Annotated in this window: 16 protein-coding genes and 1 tRNA gene; 10 read left to right on the top strand and 7 right to left on the bottom strand. The window is 59.2% G+C overall.

Annotated elements, in window-relative coordinates; translation table 11 throughout:
* Positions 1–18 precede the first annotated feature (18 nt).
* The 7 genes from N6L24_RS03275 (at position 19) to phoB (ending at position 7,372) form a co-directional block, all read left to right on the top strand.
* Entirely contained in the window at positions 19–1,056 is a 1,038-nt protein-coding gene (locus N6L24_RS03275; RefSeq protein ID WP_271843202.1) for an ATP-binding protein, read from the top strand.
* 129 nt (positions 1,057–1,185) lie between these two features.
* Positions 1,186–2,217, top strand: a complete 1,032-nt coding sequence (locus tag N6L24_RS03270) for a substrate-binding domain-containing protein (protein WP_271843201.1) — start codon at positions 1,186–1,188, stop codon at positions 2,215–2,217.
* A gap of 86 nt (positions 2,218–2,303) precedes the next feature.
* Positions 2,304–3,785 (top strand): phosphate ABC transporter permease subunit PstC, encoded by a 1,482-nt coding sequence (pstC, locus tag N6L24_RS03265; protein ID WP_271843200.1) that lies wholly within the window; start codon positions 2,304–2,306, stop codon positions 3,783–3,785.
* Positions 3,785–5,116: a phosphate ABC transporter permease PstA gene (gene pstA / locus N6L24_RS03260; RefSeq protein ID WP_271843199.1), complete on the top strand. Its 1,332-nt coding sequence runs from the start codon at positions 3,785–3,787 to the stop codon at positions 5,114–5,116. The genes pstC and pstA overlap by 1 nt, the downstream gene beginning before the upstream one ends.
* Positions 5,117–5,138: 22 nt before the next feature.
* Positions 5,139–5,939, top strand: a complete 801-nt coding sequence (gene pstB / locus N6L24_RS03255) for a phosphate ABC transporter ATP-binding protein PstB (protein ID WP_271843198.1) — start codon at positions 5,139–5,141, stop codon at positions 5,937–5,939.
* A gap of 11 nt (positions 5,940–5,950) precedes the next feature.
* Positions 5,951–6,670, top strand: coding sequence for a phosphate signaling complex protein PhoU (gene phoU, locus N6L24_RS03250; protein ID WP_271843197.1), 720 nt, complete (start codon positions 5,951–5,953; stop codon positions 6,668–6,670).
* 12 nt (positions 6,671–6,682) lie between these two features.
* Positions 6,683–7,372: a phosphate regulon transcriptional regulator PhoB gene (gene phoB / locus N6L24_RS03245; protein WP_271843196.1), complete on the top strand. Its 690-nt coding sequence runs from the start codon at positions 6,683–6,685 to the stop codon at positions 7,370–7,372.
* Between the two features lie 30 nt (positions 7,373–7,402).
* Here phoB and N6L24_RS03240 read toward each other — a convergent pair whose 3' ends face one another.
* From N6L24_RS03240 to N6L24_RS03215, 6 genes are all read right to left on the bottom strand, one after another.
* Positions 7,403–7,615, bottom strand: a complete 213-nt coding sequence (locus N6L24_RS03240) for a GDCCVxC domain-containing (seleno)protein (RefSeq protein WP_271843195.1) — start codon at positions 7,613–7,615, stop codon at positions 7,403–7,405.
* A gap of 101 nt (positions 7,616–7,716) precedes the next feature.
* Positions 7,717–7,790 (bottom strand) — tRNA-Gly (locus tag N6L24_RS03235).
* A gap of 79 nt (positions 7,791–7,869) precedes the next feature.
* Positions 7,870–8,289, bottom strand: coding sequence for a hypothetical protein (locus N6L24_RS03230; RefSeq protein WP_271843194.1), 420 nt, complete (start codon positions 8,287–8,289; stop codon positions 7,870–7,872).
* A gap of 117 nt (positions 8,290–8,406) precedes the next feature.
* Complete coding sequence (locus N6L24_RS03225) at positions 8,407–9,117, bottom strand: GIY-YIG nuclease family protein (RefSeq protein ID WP_271843193.1); 711 nt, start codon at positions 9,115–9,117, stop codon at positions 8,407–8,409.
* Positions 9,118–9,123: 6 nt separating this feature from the next.
* Positions 9,124–10,269 (bottom strand): DNA cytosine methyltransferase, encoded by a 1,146-nt coding sequence (locus N6L24_RS03220; RefSeq protein ID WP_271843192.1) that lies wholly within the window; start codon positions 10,267–10,269, stop codon positions 9,124–9,126.
* A gap of 108 nt (positions 10,270–10,377) precedes the next feature.
* Complete coding sequence (locus N6L24_RS03215) at positions 10,378–12,411, bottom strand: ASKHA domain-containing protein (RefSeq protein ID WP_271843191.1); 2,034 nt, start codon at positions 12,409–12,411, stop codon at positions 10,378–10,380.
* Between the two features lie 188 nt (positions 12,412–12,599).
* Between N6L24_RS03215 and guaB the strand changes: the two genes are divergently transcribed.
* The 3 genes from guaB to N6L24_RS03200 all read left to right on the top strand — a co-directional run bounded on the left by guaB (position 12,600) and on the right by N6L24_RS03200 (position 17,610).
* On the top strand, positions 12,600–14,048 hold the full coding sequence (gene guaB, locus N6L24_RS03210) for an IMP dehydrogenase (RefSeq protein ID WP_271843190.1): 1,449 nt from the start codon (positions 12,600–12,602) through the stop codon (positions 14,046–14,048).
* Positions 14,048–15,202, top strand: coding sequence for an RsmB/NOP family class I SAM-dependent RNA methyltransferase (locus tag N6L24_RS03205; protein ID WP_271843189.1), 1,155 nt, complete (start codon positions 14,048–14,050; stop codon positions 15,200–15,202). Before guaB ends, N6L24_RS03205 begins: the two co-directional genes overlap by 1 nt.
* 119 nt (positions 15,203–15,321) lie before the next feature.
* Entirely contained in the window at positions 15,322–17,610 is a 2,289-nt protein-coding gene (locus tag N6L24_RS03200) for an ATP-binding protein (RefSeq protein WP_271843188.1), read from the top strand.
* Here N6L24_RS03200 and N6L24_RS03195 read toward each other — a convergent pair.
* Positions 17,590–18,186 carry a gamma-glutamyl kinase gene (locus N6L24_RS03195; protein ID WP_271843187.1) on the bottom strand — a complete coding sequence of 199 codons (597 nt, stop codon included), beginning with the start codon at positions 18,184–18,186 and terminating at the stop codon, positions 17,590–17,592. The genes N6L24_RS03200 and N6L24_RS03195 overlap by 21 nt on opposite strands.
* Positions 18,187–18,222 lie beyond the last annotated feature (36 nt).

Genomic DNA, 18,222 nt, shown 5'->3' with positions numbered 1-18,222 from the left:
TAGGGGCAGGGCAGTCACATGATACAATCCATGCTGGATGCGGTGCCGCTGCCCGCGGTCTTCATCGGAATGGACGCGCGTATCCAAGGGGCGAATGCGCGTGCTTTGGCGATCAAACCGAATGCCGGCGAGAACCGCACCTTTATTCTGGTCTTTCGCCAACCAGGCTTCAGCGCCGCGATTGAAAAGTGCCTGCGGAGCCGCGAAACCCAGCACGCGATTTATGTCCACACGGATGGGTCGCAGGAAACGCGCTATGAAGTGACCTGTTCCTTTGTAAAGATCGCCGATGGCGGCGGGGTCATGGCTTGCTTTCAGGACGTCACGCAGCTGCAGCAGGCCGGAGAGATTCGCCGCGAATTTGTGGCCAATGTCAGCCATGAATTAAAAACACCGCTCACCGCGCTGCTGGGGTTCATTGAAACCCTGCGCGGTCCGGCCAAGGACGATGCCAATGCGCGAGAACGGTTTCTCAGCATCATGGCAACCGAAGCCAGCCGGATGAACCGACTTGTGGGCGATCTTCTGTCTCTGAGCCGCGTTGAAGAAGACGCTCGCATGCGCCCAACCGAACCTGTGGACCTGGTGGAGCTGATCGCAACGGTTATCCGTAACCTCGGCGAAGTTGCGCAGGATCGGGGCCAGAGCATTCTGTTTGACGCGCCACAGGTGCCGATTGTGGTGCCCGGCGATCGCGATCAGCTGATGCAGGTCTTTATCAACCTGATTGAAAACGCACTGAAATACGGCGGGGCCGATGGCGGTGAGGGGACAGTCACAATCAGCATGCATCCCTTGGCGCGCGATCCCTCTTTGCGCAAAGACGCGGTACGCATCGCGATACAGGACACCGGGCCGGGCATCGATGAGGTGCATCTGCCGCGGCTGACCGAACGGTTCTATCGCATCGATTCCCACAGGTCGCGCGAGATGGGCGGCACCGGCTTGGGTCTTGCGATCGTCAAACACATCGTCGCGCGTCATCGCGGGCGGATGAAAATCGAAAGCGTTGTCGGAAAGGGCAGTGTTTTTTCGATTTTTTTGCCTGTCGAATAAGAAAAATCGCTGCGTCCTGCCTGCTGTCATAATAGCGTTACATTGGTGTCACAAAAGCTTTGCGCGTAGCCCGTAATTCGGCGCCGAGGCCGCATCAATCAGCGGCTTGGACACTCAGGAGTTATATTAATGTCTGTCAAACTGACCGCTTCCGCACTGGCGATCGCTGCCGTTGCTGCCACCTCTGCTGCTGCACGCGACCAAGTGCAAGTTGCCGGGTCTTCGACCGTTCTGCCATACGCATCCATCGTTGCTGAGGCATTCGGCGAAAACACCGACTTCCCAACGCCAGTTGTTGAATCCGGCGGTTCTTCTGCAGGTCTGAAGCGTTTCTGCCAAGGTGTTGGCACCCAGCACACCGACGTTGCGAACGCTTCCCGCAAAATCCGTGAAAAAGAAATCAAAGCATGTGCTGAAAACGGCGTCACCGAGATCATCGAAGTGCGCATCGGGTATGACGGCATCGTGTTCGCGTCCCAAAAAGACGGCCCAGCATATACTGCTTTCACCCAGTCTGACATCTTCAACGCGCTGGCACCAAAAGTCATGGTAGACGGCGAGCTGGTCGACAACCCACACACCAAATGGTCTGACTTCAACGCTGATCTGCCAGCAGAAGACATCCTGGCCTTCATCCCAGGCACCAAGCACGGTACCCGTGAAGTGTTCGAAGAAAAAGTTGTTGCAGCAGGCTGTGAAGCCACTGGCGCAATGGCAGCGATGATTGCTGGCGGCATGTCCGAAGACGACGCAGAAGATGCATGTCTGGAAGTGATGGCTGATGGCCGCGCAGTCGACATCGACGGTGACTACACTGAAACTCTGGCCTCCATCGATGCAAACGCAAACGGCATCGGCGTCTTCGGCCTGGCGTTCTACGAGAACAACACCGACAAGCTGAAAGTTGCGACAATGGCGGGTGTTGCACCTTCCACTGAAACCATCGCAACCGGCGAATACCCAGTGTCTCGCCCATTGTTCTTCTACGTGAAGAAAGCACACATCGGCGTTATTCCTGGCCTGAAAGAATACGCTCAGTTCTTCATCTCTGACGAACTGGCCGGCCCAGATGGCCCTCTGGCACAATACGGTCTGGTCTCTGATCCAGCTCTGGCAGAAACCCAGGCCAATGTTGACGCTGAAGGCGCAATGATGAACTAAGCCCCACACTGGGGTGATAGGAAGGGGCGGTGATTAGCGCCGCTCCTTTTTCCTTTTTGAATTCAACGATAACTCTTGGGGTGCGCATGCCTTTATCTTGGCTCGTCTTAATCGTCTTCGCCTTGGCGGCGGTCGGTTATTTCCTGGGGCGGTCTCGTGCTCTCGCCGGCGCTGGCGGGAACTCGCGTGATCTGCATTCACTGCCGTCATATTACGGCGCGAACGTCCTGATGAAGATCATCGTACCGGCCTTTGGTATCATGGTCATCTGGCTGCTGGCGCAACCTTTGATTATTGATCGGACCGTCGCGTCGATGATCCCGGCCTCAGAGATTGACGAAGGCGCGAGCATTGGTCTTGTGATGGCCGAAGTGAACCGGACTGCAGAAGGCATTCGCAATGCTGTGGCCGATGGGACGATGTCGCGCGAGATGGCCGAAGATGGCCGCGCCGACGTTGCCGAGTTCACGCAGCGTCTGAAAGACGCGGGTCAGATCGTGACATCCAACCTCAGCGGAACGGTTATTCTTGCCGCGCAGCGCACCAATGAATTGGTGGCCTCTGGCACTCTGTTGATGACCATTCTTGTCTTGGCGGTATCAGCGGCCGGACTGGCCTGGGGTGTTGTTGAAACCAAGCCGCTCTTCCGGGCGCGCAACGTGGTAGAGCGCGGCATACGCGCGCTGTTGATTGCGGCAGCCTCAATCGCGATCCTGACAACCATTGGCATTATCCTATCGCTGGTGTTCAACACCGTTGAATTTTTCCGCCTCTATAACGCCTGGGATTTCCTATTCGGCGTTGAATGGGCTCCCAGCTTTTCTGGGCGCGGCGGTTCCTCCTCTCTGGGTGTGATCCCATTGCTTTGGGGCACGTTCTATATTTCCATCGTTGCGTTGGCGGTTGCGATCCCAGTCGGGCTGTTCGCAGCGATTTACCTGTCTGAATATGCGTCGCCAAAAGTGCGCGCATTTGCCAAGCCCATGCTGGAAATTCTCGCGGGTATCCCGACCATCGTTTACGGTCTGTTTGCGCTGCTAACCGTGGGTCCGCTGCTGGTGGACATCTTCGGTGAAGGCGGCTGGCTGGGTGTGAACTGGCAGGGTGGCGGCCGCGCGGTGATGACCGCCGGTATCGTGATGGGCATCATGCTGATCCCCTTTGTGTCCTCGCTGTCCGATGACATTATCAACGCCGTCCCACAGTCGCTGCGCGACGGGTCTTATGGGCTGGGAGCGACGCGATCAGAAACCATCCGCCAAGTGATCATTCCCGCCGCATTGCCGGGCATCGTGGGCGCGATCCTGCTGGCCGCCTCGCGCGCCATCGGTGAAACCATGATCGTGGTGCTGGGGGCAGGGGCCGCCGCGCGGCTCAGCCTTAATCCCTTTGAAGCCATGACAACCGTGACCGCCAAGATCGTGTCGCAGCTGACCGGGGACAGTGACTTTGCCTCGCCCGAAGCGCTGGTCGCCTTTGCGCTTGGCATGACCCTCTTTATCTTGACGCTCTGCCTGAACGTCGTCGCGCTGTATATCGTGCGCAAATACCGGGAGCAGTATGACTAATGTCTGACGCAACTATGGAATCAACGGTGCCCGCAGCACCAAAGTCGTCTTTGCACCGGACCGATGCGCGCACCCGCAAGCGTCACGCCGCAGAGAAACGCTTTAAGGCCTATGGCATTGGCGCGATCGCGATTGGCCTGTTCTTTCTGGTCGTGTTGACGGTGTCGATTATCCGCTCTGGCCTTCCGGCCTTCACGCAGACCGTTGTCAGCGTTGAATTTACCATGACGCAAGAGCAGTTTGATGCTGCCGAAGGTCAGCTTTTCAAGACCAAAGCCTATTCCGCAGCCTTTAACGAGGCGCTTGTGAGCACGCTCCGTGAAAAAGGTCTTGAGGTCGAAACCGACGCCGCAGCGTTTGAACGCATTCTGGGCAAGACCGGCGGGACGCTGCGCGAATATTATCGTGCCAACCCTGAGGCCCTCGGCGAAGAGGTTGATTTTGAACTCTCCGCTTCCTCGCGTGTGGATGGCTATATGAATGGCCGCGTGACCCGTGACTCGATGGAAGACAGCCGTTTCCTTGAGGCCGCGGATCTGGACATCGTAGATGCGCTGATTGATGCGGGCATCATCAAAGAGACCTTCAACTGGAACTTTATCACAGGTGCAGACTCCGGCGTGGACAACCCCGGCGGTGCTGGCATTGGTGCCGCGGTGGTCGGTTCGTTCTTCATGATGCTCGTAGTTCTGTGCCTGTCGCTGCCCATTGGAGTGGCGGCCTCGATCTACTTGGAAGAATTCGCGCCGCAGAACAAATTCACCGATCTGATCGAAGTGAATATTTCAAACCTGGCCGCGGTACCCTCCATCGTGTTCGGCATTTTGGGCCTCGCTGTTTTCATCCAGTTCATGCACCTGCCACAATCCGCGCCTCTGGTGGGCGGCTTGGTGCTGACGCTGATGACCCTGCCAACGATCATCATTTCAACCCGCGCGTCGCTCAAGGCGGTGCCCCCATCGATCCGCGACGCGGCATTGGGCCTGGGCGCATCCCGCATGCAGGCAGTGTTTCACCACGTTCTGCCGCTGGCGATGCCCGGTATTCTGACCGGGACCATCATCGGTCTGGCGCAGGCGCTTGGCGAAACCGCACCGCTGCTGCTGATCGGGATGGTGGGCTTTGTGGCACGCGGCTACCCAGAGGGCTTTATCGCGGGCTTCACCGATCCAAACTCTGCCATGCCTGCACAGATCTACACCTGGGCGGCACGCGCCGATGTCGGGTTCTATGAAAAGGCCTGGGGTGGCATCATTATTCTTCTCATTTTCCTGCTGACCATGAACATCTTGGCAGTCATCCTGCGCCGCCGTTTCGAACGTCGCTGGTAATCTGATAGTAAGGTATACACAAATGTACGACGCACCGACCAACCTGGAGACCGCAGTGACCCAGAACGACATCAAGATTTCCGCTGACAATGTGCAGGTCCACTACGGCGACACCCACGCCATCAAGGATGTCTCCGTTGAAATCGAAGACAAGACCGTGACCGCCTTTATCGGCCCATCCGGCTGCGGCAAATCCACCTTTCTGCGCACGCTGAACCGCATGAACGACACCATCGATATCTGCCGTGTCACTGGCAATATTCTGCTGGATGGCGAAGACATCTATGACCCCAAGGTCGACCCGGTGCAGCTGCGCGCAAAGGTCGGCATGGTGTTTCAAAAGCCGAACCCGTTCCCCAAGTCGATCTATGACAATATCGCCTATGGGCCGCGCATTCATGGCCTGGCCAATTCAAAAGCGGACCTGGACGTCATCGTCGAAAAATCCCTGCGCCGCGGCGCGATTTGGAACGAGGTCAAAGACCGTCTGCACGCCCCAGGCACCGGGCTTTCGGGCGGTCAGCAGCAGCGCCTATGCATTGCGCGCGCGGTTGCGACCGAACCAGAAGTGCTGCTGATGGACGAGCCATGCTCGGCGCTTGACCCAATCGCGACAGCACAGGTCGAAGAGTTGATTGACGAGCTGCGCAAAAGCTACTCGGTGGTGATCGTCACTCACTCCATGCAGCAGGCCGCGCGCGTGTCGCAGAAAACCGCATTTTTCCACCTCGGCAATTTGGTGGAATACGATGATACTTCGAAAATTTTCACCAACCCGAAAGATGAGCGCACCGAAAGCTACATCACCGGCCGTATTGGTTAAGGACGTTTCCAATGAACGACACACATATTGTTTCTTCCTTCGATCGGGATCTGGAGAGTGTTCAGGCCCACATCATGAAGATGGGTGGCCTTGTCGAAGAGGCGATCCTGCAAGCCTCTCAAGCGCTGCGTGAGCGGGACGAAGAGCTTTCTGAGAAAGTGCGCAAAGCCGACAAGGCCATTGACGCCCTGGAAGAGATCATCAACGAAGAGGCCTCGCGCATCATCGCGCTGCGCGCGCCCACCGCGGTTGACCTGCGGGTGATCCTGTCGGTGATGAAAATTGCCTCCAACCTTGAGCGGATCGGCGACTATGCCAAGAACATGGCCAAGCGGAATGCCGTACTGGTCCATATGACCCCGGTCGAAGGCGCGCGCACTGCGCTTGGCCGCATGGCCCGCGAAGTGCAGATCATGCTCAAGGATGCGCTGGATGCCTATATTCAGCGTGACGTCGAGCTAGCGCAGGAAATTCTGGAGCGCGATCAAGAGATCGACCAGATGTATAATGCGCTGTTCCGCGAATTCCTGACCTTCATGATGGAAGATCCGCGTTATATCACGCCTTGCATGCATCTGCATTTCATCGCCAAGAACACCGAACGCATGGGCGATCATGTCACCGCAATTGCGGAACAGGTGATCTATCTTGTGACGGGCACCATGCCGGACGAAGCACGCCCCAAAAGCGACATGACCACCCGCGACCCCGAATTGTCGGAACCGAAGTAAGAAGGGCGTCACATGGCACAAGATCACCCCAAAGTGCTGCTGGTGGAAGATGAGCCCGCACAGCGCGAAGTGCTGTCTTACAACCTGCAATCCGAAGGCTTTGATGTCGTTTCCGCGGCAGATGGCGATGAGGCGATGCTGCTGGTGGAAGAAGAATCGCCGGACATCATCGTGCTGGACTGGATGTTGCCAGGGATCTCGGGCATCGAAATATGCCGTCGCTTGAAATCACGCTCAGAAACCCGCGCTATTCCTGTCCTGATGCTGTCTGCGCGCAGCGAAGAGGTCGACAAGGTGCGCGGGCTGGAAACCGGGGCCGATGACTATGTGGTCAAACCCTATTCCGTCCTTGAGCTGATGGCCCGCGTGCGCAGCCAATTGCGCCGCGTGCGCCCCGCGTCCGTCGGGGAACGGCTGGAGTTTGAAGACATTGTACTGGACGCGGAAACCCACCGCGTCACCCGTGCGGATGAACCGCTCAAGCTTGGCCCAACAGAGTTTCGACTGCTCTCGACCTTCATGGAAAAGCCGGGCCGGGTCTGGAGCCGTGAACAGCTGCTGGATCGCGTTTGGGGCCGGGACATCTATGTCGACAGCCGGACGGTTGATGTCCATGTCGGCCGGTTGCGCAAGGCACTGTGTGTGCATGGCGGGGCGGATCCGCTGCGCACCGTGCGCGGCGCCGGATATGCCTTGGGATGACACAGTAGGCCGGGCATTAGCCCGGCTTTCTCATCCGCAACAGCCGCTGCCATCCTGAATGGGCGGGCAGGGCACGGTGCCAAACGAACAATAGACGCAGCAATCCCCGGCTTTGGGCGTCAGGACCGTGCCGCATCCCTTGCAGTCATAAAACCATTGGCAGCTGTCGGTTGGCATGGTGTCGGTCTGGCTGTGCCCGCAGGCAGGACAGGTGATTGTGCTTTGCAGGTTCACGTTGGCCAAGGTGATCTCCCCCTCTATTACGCCACAAACCTTAGCGCCGCATACAAAAAATTACACCGCACATCGGCGTTATCAGGGGGGCTGCTCGTTTTGGGAGAGAGTGGAGCGGGTAACGGGAATCGAACCCGTAACTAAAGCTTGGGAAGCTGCCGTGATACCTTTTCACCATACCCGCCGCTGATCTGCGATTACCGCGCAGCGCGGCAAAGCGCAAGAGAGGTTTGCCGCTTTGGCCGCAGATTTCTTGTCGGCCGTCAAAGCGGTGGGAAACTGCCGTAGCCGCGTTTCCAATTTGTGCCGGTCTGATACCGCGCCGGGGCTGCGCCCTGACAGCCCAGTTTCTGCGCGGCGGTGGTCAGCGCATCATAATGACCCCGCGCCACAGCGAGCTGCGCAGATTGATCGCGGGTCAGGGGCAGGCCGCCAAGCGCCGGCCAGAAATAGAAGGTGCCCGTGGTCACAAGCGCAGTGTCAATATTGGCGCTGCGGCGCTGGCGTCGGGTCAGATCGTCGACATAATGAATGAGGCGCCGGCTTTCCGCGGCCAGTTCGGTGCATGTCGCACCTTTGTAAACAATGCTGGGTATATAGGCGGCTTCGACGTTGGCCGGATATTCTGCGCAGCCGGCAATGGTGCCCGCTAGCGCCAGGGCGGCACAAATTTTCTTGGTCATAATCTGCTCTGTGGTCGTAAATTCTTTGGGGTAAAAAAACACGTAAAAGGGGAATACTCAACCGCGCATTTGCACTTTATGCGCTAAAGATCTGCCCGCCGTTCGGCACGTGCCACATCAAAGGTCTTCCGCCTCATGCAACAGCGAGTCCGCACCGCCGAGCGCCTCATAGCGGCGGGCGGCCAACCATTCCAGGCGCTTTGCCTGCGTGCGCAAAACCCGGCGCAATCCGCCTTGCACTTTGCGTTCGGAAATGACCTGCGCCAGACGCGAAATGATCAAGGCGCGGCGCGCAATGCGGAAATCAGGATGGGCGCGGATTTGATAGACATGCGGGCTGACGATGCAGGACCGGAAAGAGGGCGGCACCTCAATTTTTACCCCTGATATTGGGGGATCTTTTTCATTCAGAATGGCCTTGAATGTACTGTTTTCGATGGCTTTTTCGTAGATCAACCGTTCCAGAGCATCCAGATGGGCCTTGGCCGTGGCGTCATTGCCGCTGGTCTTTTCAAACTGCGGCAGCGGCCAGACCTCGATCTCATAGACTTCAAATGGATCCAGCACCGACATGGCCACCGCATCAGTGCGCTGGTTGGTCAGGTGACGACGGATGCGGGTGCTGATTTTCTCTTTGGTCTGACCGACATAAATCGGCTCACCATCATAATCAAAAAACGCATAGACACCCCATTTGAACGTCCCGACCGGGCGCTGCCCGCCTTGGACCGGATCGTCAAAAGCCTGCGCCAGAAACCGCGCAAGATTGTCGCGCAGATCCTCGGTTTCAAAAGGCGGCTGATGGGTGCTGTCGGCGAAAAGATCCATCGCGTGTCAGGCGACCAGCGAGAGCCGGTTGCGCCTCAGGACCGGTTCAAAAATCTGCTCAGCCAGATGGCGCACCACGGGCACGGCCACACCATCCCCAGCCAGCTTGTAAGCGGCGTTATAGCGCGCGGGCAACACATAGCTGTCAGGCAGCCCCATCAGCGCCGCTGCTTCGCGGGTGGACAGGAGGCGCGAGCGAATGCGCTTACCGTCCACCACCATGATGGTCTGGCGGCTGGAGCCCCCGGCCGGCGTGCGCAGGCAGCCAGCGATATCGTCAAAACGCACCTCGGCGCGCTGGCGTTTGACGCCCGCTGCATCGGTGCGGGTGCGCCGATAGATGGTTCCGACGATGCGGCGACCGCAGCTTTGCGCAGCCCGCACTTTGGCAAGGTTCACATCGCTCATCAGATCCAGCAGATATTGGGTTTCCGCCGCGCTGTGCCACGTCACGCTGCCGGGCTGCTCTTCGATCAGATCGGCAAGGCCAATATTGCGCTTGAGCGGCGCGGCCAGATCCCACCACAGCCAACGCGCGGCGGCGGATTTGGACAACAGCCGCTGCCCTTCGCGCAGGGCAGGCGGGTGCCAGAGCGGGGCGGGCCCATCGGCACATAGCCCTGCGGGCAGGCGCTGATCGCTGCGAATGCCGATCATGAAAAACCGCGGGCGGGACTGCGGCAGGAAATGCACCGCATCGACAACAACTGCGCCAAAGCGATAGCCAAGCCCCGAAAACGCTGCGGCGAGCGTGGCGAAATCACGCCCCCCATTGCTGGTGATCGCGCCATAAACGTTTTCCAAGGCAATGATCTTGGGGCCGCGTCCATCGGCATGCAGCTGACGCACCAGCTTCCAGAAGGGTTTGAACATGCCACTGCGCTTGCCGGCAAGCCCGGCACCTTTGCCCGCAAGCGACAGATCCTGACAGGGAAAGGACGCCCAGATCAGATCCGGCGTGCCGGGCAGATCCTCAACCGAGACCTGCGCCACGTCTTTGAGCAGCAGCTCTGCGCCACCGTGGTGGTTGGCGCGATAGCTTTCGGCTTTCTTGGCGTCGATGTCATTGGCGAACAGGCATGTCCAATCCGCACCAAGGCCAAAGCTGACCATGCCGCCACCGGCAAAGAAATCATAGTATGTGTGCGCCATAGGTTTCTGCCCTCAACATCTTGCTTATCGCAGTGGCCCGCCGAGCGATCAAGCGTGATGTGCTTTTGCTGAATATGACATGGAACAAAATGGGAACTCAAGCGCGAATTATCCGCGTCGCCGCCGCCGACGACCGCCGCTGTCCCCGCCGGTATTAAAATTGACATCCGGCAGGGTGACATGCTGCGCCAGCGTCGGAAAGGGATCGACGGCGTTGGGCAGGGCGGAGGCATTGACGAAATGTTCCTGAAAACGCGGCTCAATCGCGGTTTCGATCTTTTCAATCTCGGTCACGGTGGTTTCAATCTCGCGGCGGGCGTCGATGTTCAGCAGCGCAATGCGCGCGCCGGTGCCCGCGGCATTGCCCGCGCTGCTGACCTTTTCGAGGGCGACATCAGGGATCATGCCCAGCACCATGGCATGTTTGGCCGAGATATGCGCGCCAAAGGCCCCGGCCAGCACCACGCGGTCCACCCGCTCCATACCGAATTTGTCCATCAACAGCCGCGCCCCAGCATAAAGCGCCGCCTTGGCCATCTGGATGGCGCGCACATCCGCATTGGTCACGGTAATCAACGGCCCATCCTCGGCGCGCCCATCCCAGAGAACATAAGAATGGGTGCGCCCATCGGGCACGCAGCGCGCGCTGCCGGTCTGCGCGGCTGACCCGATCAGCCCGCTGGCATCCAGCAGGCCAGCGATGCGCATTTCAGCCAGCACTTCGATAATGCCGGACCCGCAGATGCCGGTGATGCCCGTCGTGGCAATGGCGCGCTCAAACCCCGGCTCATTGGACCAAAGGTCCGAGCCGATCACGCGAAAGCGCGGCTCTTTGGTCTCCGGGTCGATCTCAACCCGCTCGATCGCGCCGGGGGCGGCGCGCTGACCGGCGCTGATCTGCGCGCCTTCAAAGGCGGGGCCCGTCGGAGACGAGCAGGCCAGAACGCGGGATGCATTGCCAAGGATGATCTCGGCATTGGTGCCCACATCGACAACCAAGACCAGATCGTCAGATTTATTCGGTGCCTCAGACAGCGCCACCGCCGCGGCATCTGCGCCAACATGGCCGGCGATACAGGGCAGAACATAGGCCTGCGCATTTGGATGAAGGTCAAGCTCTAATGCTTTGGCAGGCAACGACAAAGATTGATTTGTAGCCAAGGCAAAGGGCGCTTGCCCCAGCTCATAAGGATCAATCCCGAGGAACAGGTGGTGCATCACGGGGTTGCAGACAAAGACGCTGTCCAGCACATCGGCTTTGTCGATTTTACCTTCCGCGCAAACCTGATCAAACAGCGTGTTGATCCCGTCGCGCACCGCAGCGGTCATTTCGCCTGCGCCGCCGTCGTTCATCATCGCATAGCTGACGCGGCTCATCAGATCTTCGCCAAAGCGGATCTGCGGGTTCATCACTCCGCCCGAGGCAATGACCTCGCCAGTGCTGAGGTCGCAAAGATGCGCGGCAATGGTGGTCGAGCCAAGGTCCACCGCCATGCCAAAAACCGGCCCTTCAAAAAATCCCGGCCAAAGCGCGACGATCCGAGGCGCGGCCCCGGTATGGTCGTGATGCACCGCCAGCGTGATCTGCCAGTTGCCCTTGCGCAGCACCGGCTGCAGAACCGCCAGCAGATGCGGCTCCAGAACGGCGCCTTTGATGTCCCATTGGCGGGCGAGCGCATCGGTGACACGCTCCAGATCACCGGAGGGATGATGCATGTCCGGCTCGGCCACTTCGATCAGATAGAGGCGCACAGCCGGGTTCATGGTGATGTCGCGCGCCTCGGCGCGTTTGCGCACCACTTGACGATGCACCTGACTTTCGGCGGGCACGTCGATCACCACGTCTTCTTGCACGGTGGCCTGACAGCTAAGGCGCCGCCCGGGTTTCAGCCCACGCTTGTCGTCATAGCGCTGCTCGACCGCGTTCCAGGGGCTCAGCGCAGTTTCGCTGACGGTGACGCCGTGTTTTGGGAAGGCACCCACCGCAGGTGTGATCTGGCATTTTGAGCAGATCCCGCGTCCGCCGCAGACCGAATCCAGATCAACGCCCAACTGCCGCGCCGCCGTGAGGATCGGCGTGCCCACCGCAAAGCGGCCCCGTTTGCCGGATGGCGTAAAGATCACCAATGGATCACTTTTCATTTTGCACCTGCGCGTCAGTCCTGTTTCGGGGCGACAATAGGGGTTTTCACCAAGAGGGAAAGCCATGCGGTGCAATTTCCGCGCTTGGGGCCGCTGACAAGGAGGGAAATGCGCAGATAGGGGCTTTCCCATTTGCCACAAACATGCAATAGCGAAGCGCCAAACGACCCCACCCAAGGAGAAGTGTGATGGAGATTCGTGAGGCCCTGACCTTTGACGATGTTCTGCTGGTTCCCGCCGCGTCCGATGTGATGCCCAGCACCGCAAATACAAAGACATTTGTCACCCAGTCAATCTCTCTGAACATTCCTTTGCTCAGCTCAGCCATGGACACTGTGACCGAGGCGCGCATGGCAATCGCCATGGCCCAGGCCGGCGGCATGGGGGTCATCCACAAGAACCTCGACTTAGAAGAACAATCGCGCCAGGTGCGCCAGGTCAAACGCTTTGAAAGCGGCATCGTTTACAACCCGATCACCCTGACGCCGAACCAGACGCTGGCAGACGCCAAAGCGCTGCAAGAGCGCTACAATGTGACGGGCTTTCCGGTGGTGGATGCCGATGGGCGCGTTGTCGGCATCGTGACCAACCGGGATATGCGGTTTGCCGATCGCGACGACACGCCGGTTTCGGTGATGATGACCAGCGACAATCTTGCGATGCTCAACGAACCCGCTGACCTGGAAGAGGCCAAAAGCCTGATGCGGGTGCGCCGTATTGAAAAGCTGCTGGTGGTGGATGGCAGCGGCAAGCTGACCGGCCTGTTAACCCTGAAGGACACCGAACAAGCGGTGCTGAACCCGACAGCCTGCAAAGACGATCTGGGCCGCCTGCGCGTGGCGGCTGCCAGCTCGGTTGGGGACAGCGGCTTTGCCCGCTCAGAAGCGCTGATCGATGCGGGCGTTGACATTGTGGTTGTGGACACGGCCCATGGCCATTCCGCAGGGGTGCTGGACGCGGTGAAACGCATTAAAGCGGCCTACAGCAACGTTCAGGTTATTGCAGGCAATGTCGCCACTGGGGATGCCACCCGCGCGCTGATTGATGTGGGTGCCGACGCGGTCAAAGTCGGGATCGGCCCGGGCTCGATCTGCACCACACGCATGGTGGCCGGCGTTGGCGTGCCGCAGCTGAGCGCGATCATGGATTGTGCCGCGGCGGCCGGTGACGTGCCGGTGATCGCAGATGGCGGCATCAAATTCTCCGGTGATTTCGCCAAGGCGATTGCCGCCGGTGCCTCCTGCGCCATGGTTGGCTCGATGATCGCGGGCACCGATGAAAGCCCCGGTGAGGTGATCCTGTATAACGGCCGCTCTTACAAATCTTACCGCGGTATGGGCAGCCTCGGCGCCATGGCGCGCGGCTCTGCGGATCGCTATTTCCAGAAAGATGCCGCCAGCGACAAACTGGTGCCAGAAGGCATCGAAGGGCAGGTGGCCTATAAAGGGTCGGCTGGTACGGTCATTCACCAGTTGGTGGGCGGTCTGCGCGCGGCGATGGGGTATACCGGCAATGCCACCGTTGCGGATATGCGCAAGAAGTGTTCTTTCGTAAAAATCACCGGTGCCGGGCTTAAGGAAAGCCACGTGCATGACGTGCAGATCACCCGCGAGTCTCCGAACTACCGGGTGGGCTGATGACACCGGCGGCGCGCGTTCAGACGGCGATTGAGCTGCTGGATGATATTCTGGATGGCGCGCCTGCCGAACGCTGCCTGACGGGCTGGGCGCGTGGTGCGCGGTTTGCCGGATCCAAGGATCGGGCAGCGATCCGTGATCATGTTTATGACGTGTTGCGCCAGCGCCGCTCTCTGGCCGCGCTTGGCGGCGGCGAAACGGGCCGCGCCCTGATGCTCGGCCTGCTGCGCCAACAGGGCGTTGACCCGGAGCAAATCTTTACCGGACTGGCCTACGCCCCCACGGAATTGACCGAGGCTGAGCGCGCCCAAGCGGCAGCCGCTGACGACGTGATTGATATGCCTGCCTGGCTGATCCCGCAGCTTGAGGCGTCTTTGGGGGGTGATTTTGCCCCGGTCATGGCCGCCATGAAGCAGCGTGCCCCCGTGATCCTGCGCGCCAATTTGCGCAAGGCTAACCGCGACGCGGCCTTAGCTGCCCTTGCGGCAGAGGGCATTTTAGGGACGGCGCACGCGGCCAGCCCAACCGCCATCGAAATCACCGAAGGCGCGCGCAAGATCAGAAACAGCGCTGCTTATCGTGACGGGCTGATCGAATTGCAGGACGCCGCCAGTCAAGCCGCCATTGATCTCTTGCCGCTCCGCGATGATATGCGCGTGCTCGATTATTGCGCGGGCGGTGGCGGCAAACTTTTGGCTATGGCAGGGCGCAGCAAAGCGGCCTTTTTTGCACATGATGCAATTGCCGTGCGCCTGCGCGATCTGCCTGCGCGCGCCAAACGGGCCGGTGTTAACGCCACGGTCTGCGATACAGGCACCCTTAAGGGACAGCAGTTTGATCTGGTGTTCTGTGATGTGCCGTGTTCGGGCAGCGGCACCTGGCGTCGCGACCCGGATGCCAAATGGCGCTTTGCCCGCGAGGATCTGGATGCGGTCACGGCGCTTCAGGCCGAGATCATGGACGAGGCCGCTGCGCTTGTCGCGCCCGGCGGCGCATTGGCTTATGCAACCTGCTCGTTGCTTGATGCAGAAAATGTTCTGCAAATCAAACGCTTCTTGGCGACGCACCCCGGCTGGCAGCTGGCTTATGAACAGCGCTGGACACCGCTTGAGGGATGCGACGGGTTCTTTACCGCCTTGCTGCGCGCGCCCTGATTTGCGCGAAGTTTTATGTTGATTTTCAACCTATGAGGGCGCTACGCTCGTTATGGGTTTGTTAAGCAATATGTCGGTACGCTTTTCGCATCGGGATGATCAACGCAAAGGGGAGGGTGATGAAGCCACCCGCTGTCACAAAATGGACGGCGCGGTCGCGGGGTGTGATCGCAGTCGCCGTCAGTTTGACCGCGCTTATGGGGATCGCGCCCTTTGTGTTACCTTCATCGTTCAGCACAGGTCTTCTTGTGGCGGGCGGCGCGCTTTCGGCCATCGCCTTTGGCTGGGCGCTGCATCACATCCGCCAGCGCCATCTGCGCCAGCGGGATGCCCAAAGCTTTGCACCGGCCATTCATTATGAAACGGCCCCCTGTTTGATCACCGATCTTGCGGGGCGGGTGCTGTACCGCAATCTGGCGTGTACATCGGCTGCGCTGACGCAAGAAACGCTGCCCGACGTTTTTGAGGCGATGGGCGCCGGCTCTGGCGAGTCAGCCGCAATCCTTGGGGAAGCCGCGCAATTCAATGGCCATATGAGTGAAGATGTTCCGACCCGCTCTGGCACCATCCGCGTCGCCTGCGCGGCCTTGAACGCCTCGTTGCTTCTGTGGCGGATTGCGCAAAAAACCGCCCCGTTGCCGGTGGCCACCGGATTGGATCTGCCGATGATCACCGTGGCCGAAAGCGGCACGATCCTGTTCATGAGTGCGGCTGCGAAATCCTTTCTTGGTGGGCGGCTGACCAAGATTGACGATGTGTTTGACACGCAGGCGCTGGTGCCATCTGACATGAATGCGGTGCGCACCGCACGTGGTCTGACCCGCTGCTTTATCCTTGAAAAACCGCTGAAGGGCGGGCGGCGAGAGATTTATTTTATGCCCGCACAGGGTCAGCGGTTTGCCAATTCGGGCCTCTCGATCGAGGATCTGCCCGTCGCGGTCATCAAAACCAGCGTCGAGGGTGATATTCTGATCGCAAACAAAATGGCCCGCAGCTTACTGGGGCGGCGGCTGAGCCAAGCGGACCACCTGAGTGATGTGGTCGAGGGGCTTGGCCGACCGCTGCGGGGCTGGCTCAAGGAAGCCGCTGAAGAACGGTCTGATAATTTACATGAATTTCTGCGTCTAAAGCGCGAGAATAAAGAGGTTTTTGTTCAGGTGACTTTGGGGCGGCTCGACGAAGAGAACCATACCAGCCTGTTTGTTGTTCTCAATGACGCGACCGAGCTGAAGACACTTGAGGCGAAATTTGTACAAAGCCAAAAGATGCAGGCCATCGGGCAGCTGGCCGGTGGGATTGCCCATGATTTCAACAACTTGCTGACCGCCATTTCCGGCCATTGTGACCTCTTGCTGCACGACAAGGACGTCAGTGACCCGGATTATTCCGATCTGATGCAGATCTATCAGAACAGTGGTCGCGCCGCCGGTCTGGTCAGCCAGCTTTTGGCCTATTCGCGCAAGCAAACCCTGCAACCCGTGACATTTGCCTTGGCGGATTCGCTTGATGATCTGGGGACGCTGCTGGACCGGCTGGTGGGCGAAACCGTCAGCCTGAATGTGCATGTCGATAGCGCGCCGCAGTTTATCAATGTGGACAGGCAGCAGTTTGAACAGGTGATCATGAACCTTGTGGTCAATGCGCGCGACGCCATGCCCGAGGGCGGCGAGATTGAAATTTTTGCAGACCCGCTGACCCTGACTGAACCGCTGAGCCGGGATCGCGCGGTGGTGCCTGCGGGCAATTACGCTCAGGTGCGGGTCGTGGATCATGGCAATGGCATTGCGCCTGAAAACCAATCCAAAGTGTTTGAACCCTTTTTCACCACCAAGCGCACGGGCGAGGGGACCGGCCTTGGCCTTTCAACGGCCTATGGCATCGTCAAACAATCCGGCGGGTTCATCTTTCTGGATAGCGCATTGGGCCAGGGCACCAGTTTCACTTTGCTTTTCCCGGTCGCCAGCCCGCACCCGAGCGTCGAGCGCCCCATCGCATTGCCGAAACTTGCCGCAGAGCCAAGCGGCGCCGGTGTGGTGCTGCTGGTTGAGGACGAAGCGCCGGTGCGCGCCTTTGCCTCGCGCGCGCTGCAGCTCAAGGGCTATTCCGTGCTTGAGGCCGATTGCGCCGAAGCCGCCTTGGATATTCTGGAGGATGACGCCCTGCAGGTGGATCTTTTTGTCACCGACGTGGTGATGCCCGGCATGGATGGCCCGGACTGGGTGCGCAAGGCGCGCACGCAACGGCCAGAAACCGGCGTTATTTTCATGTCCGGCTATGCCGAAGATCACCTGTCAGAAGAGGAAGATCTGGGCGACAACGCTGGATTTTTGCCCAAACCGTTTTCCTTGGCAGAGCTTTCACATGCGGTGGAGCGGCAGATCAACAGCTCAGCCGATGCTGCGGTATAAGGCAAATTCAGCTGCGCGCTTTTCCTCAAGCTCTGCGCGCACCGTATCAGAAAGCGTCAGCGCCATCTGCGGCGAAACATTGTGCTGCCCCAGCGTGATGTCGCGGCCCAGACGCTCGGCCAGAAAGGCCAGCATGCTGGGGTGATCATCATAGCGAAACAGATGGTTGATCTTGGTGCCATTGGGGCGCGGCTCCAGAAACTTGGCCTGGCTGCCGACATTGGCAAATGGTTTGCGATCCTCTTTGCAGTATTCGCGCACAAAGTCGTCAAAGCTGATGTCGCGCGTTGATGTCGGCTTGCCGAGCAGAAAATCCCGCTGCCGGTAGCGATACCAGCTACCTAGCCAATCCACCGGCTCGCGCATGATGGCCAGCGTCTCCATGCCATCTTCTTTGCAGGCCTTTTCAAACATCGGGCGAAAGAACCGATTGTACCGAAAGAGCGGCGCATGTTTCAGCTCCGGCGGGTCGTTGATCACAATATCGGCGCTGGGTCCCAGCGCTGCGGCCAGCGCGGTGGTACCGGTTTTGGGCACCGCCAGGATCACCAGTTTTTGTTTCCAGAAAACAAGCATTTAGCGCCTCAAATTTAGAAATTTCTCTGCTTTTGT

The sequence above is a fragment of the Cognatishimia sp. SS12 genome, from assembly GCF_028369055.1.
Taxonomy (GTDB): domain Bacteria; phylum Pseudomonadota; class Alphaproteobacteria; order Rhodobacterales; family Rhodobacteraceae; genus Cognatishimia.
The sequence above is the reverse complement of the archived record's forward strand: the minus strand, read 5'-3'. Positions and strand labels throughout refer to the sequence as shown.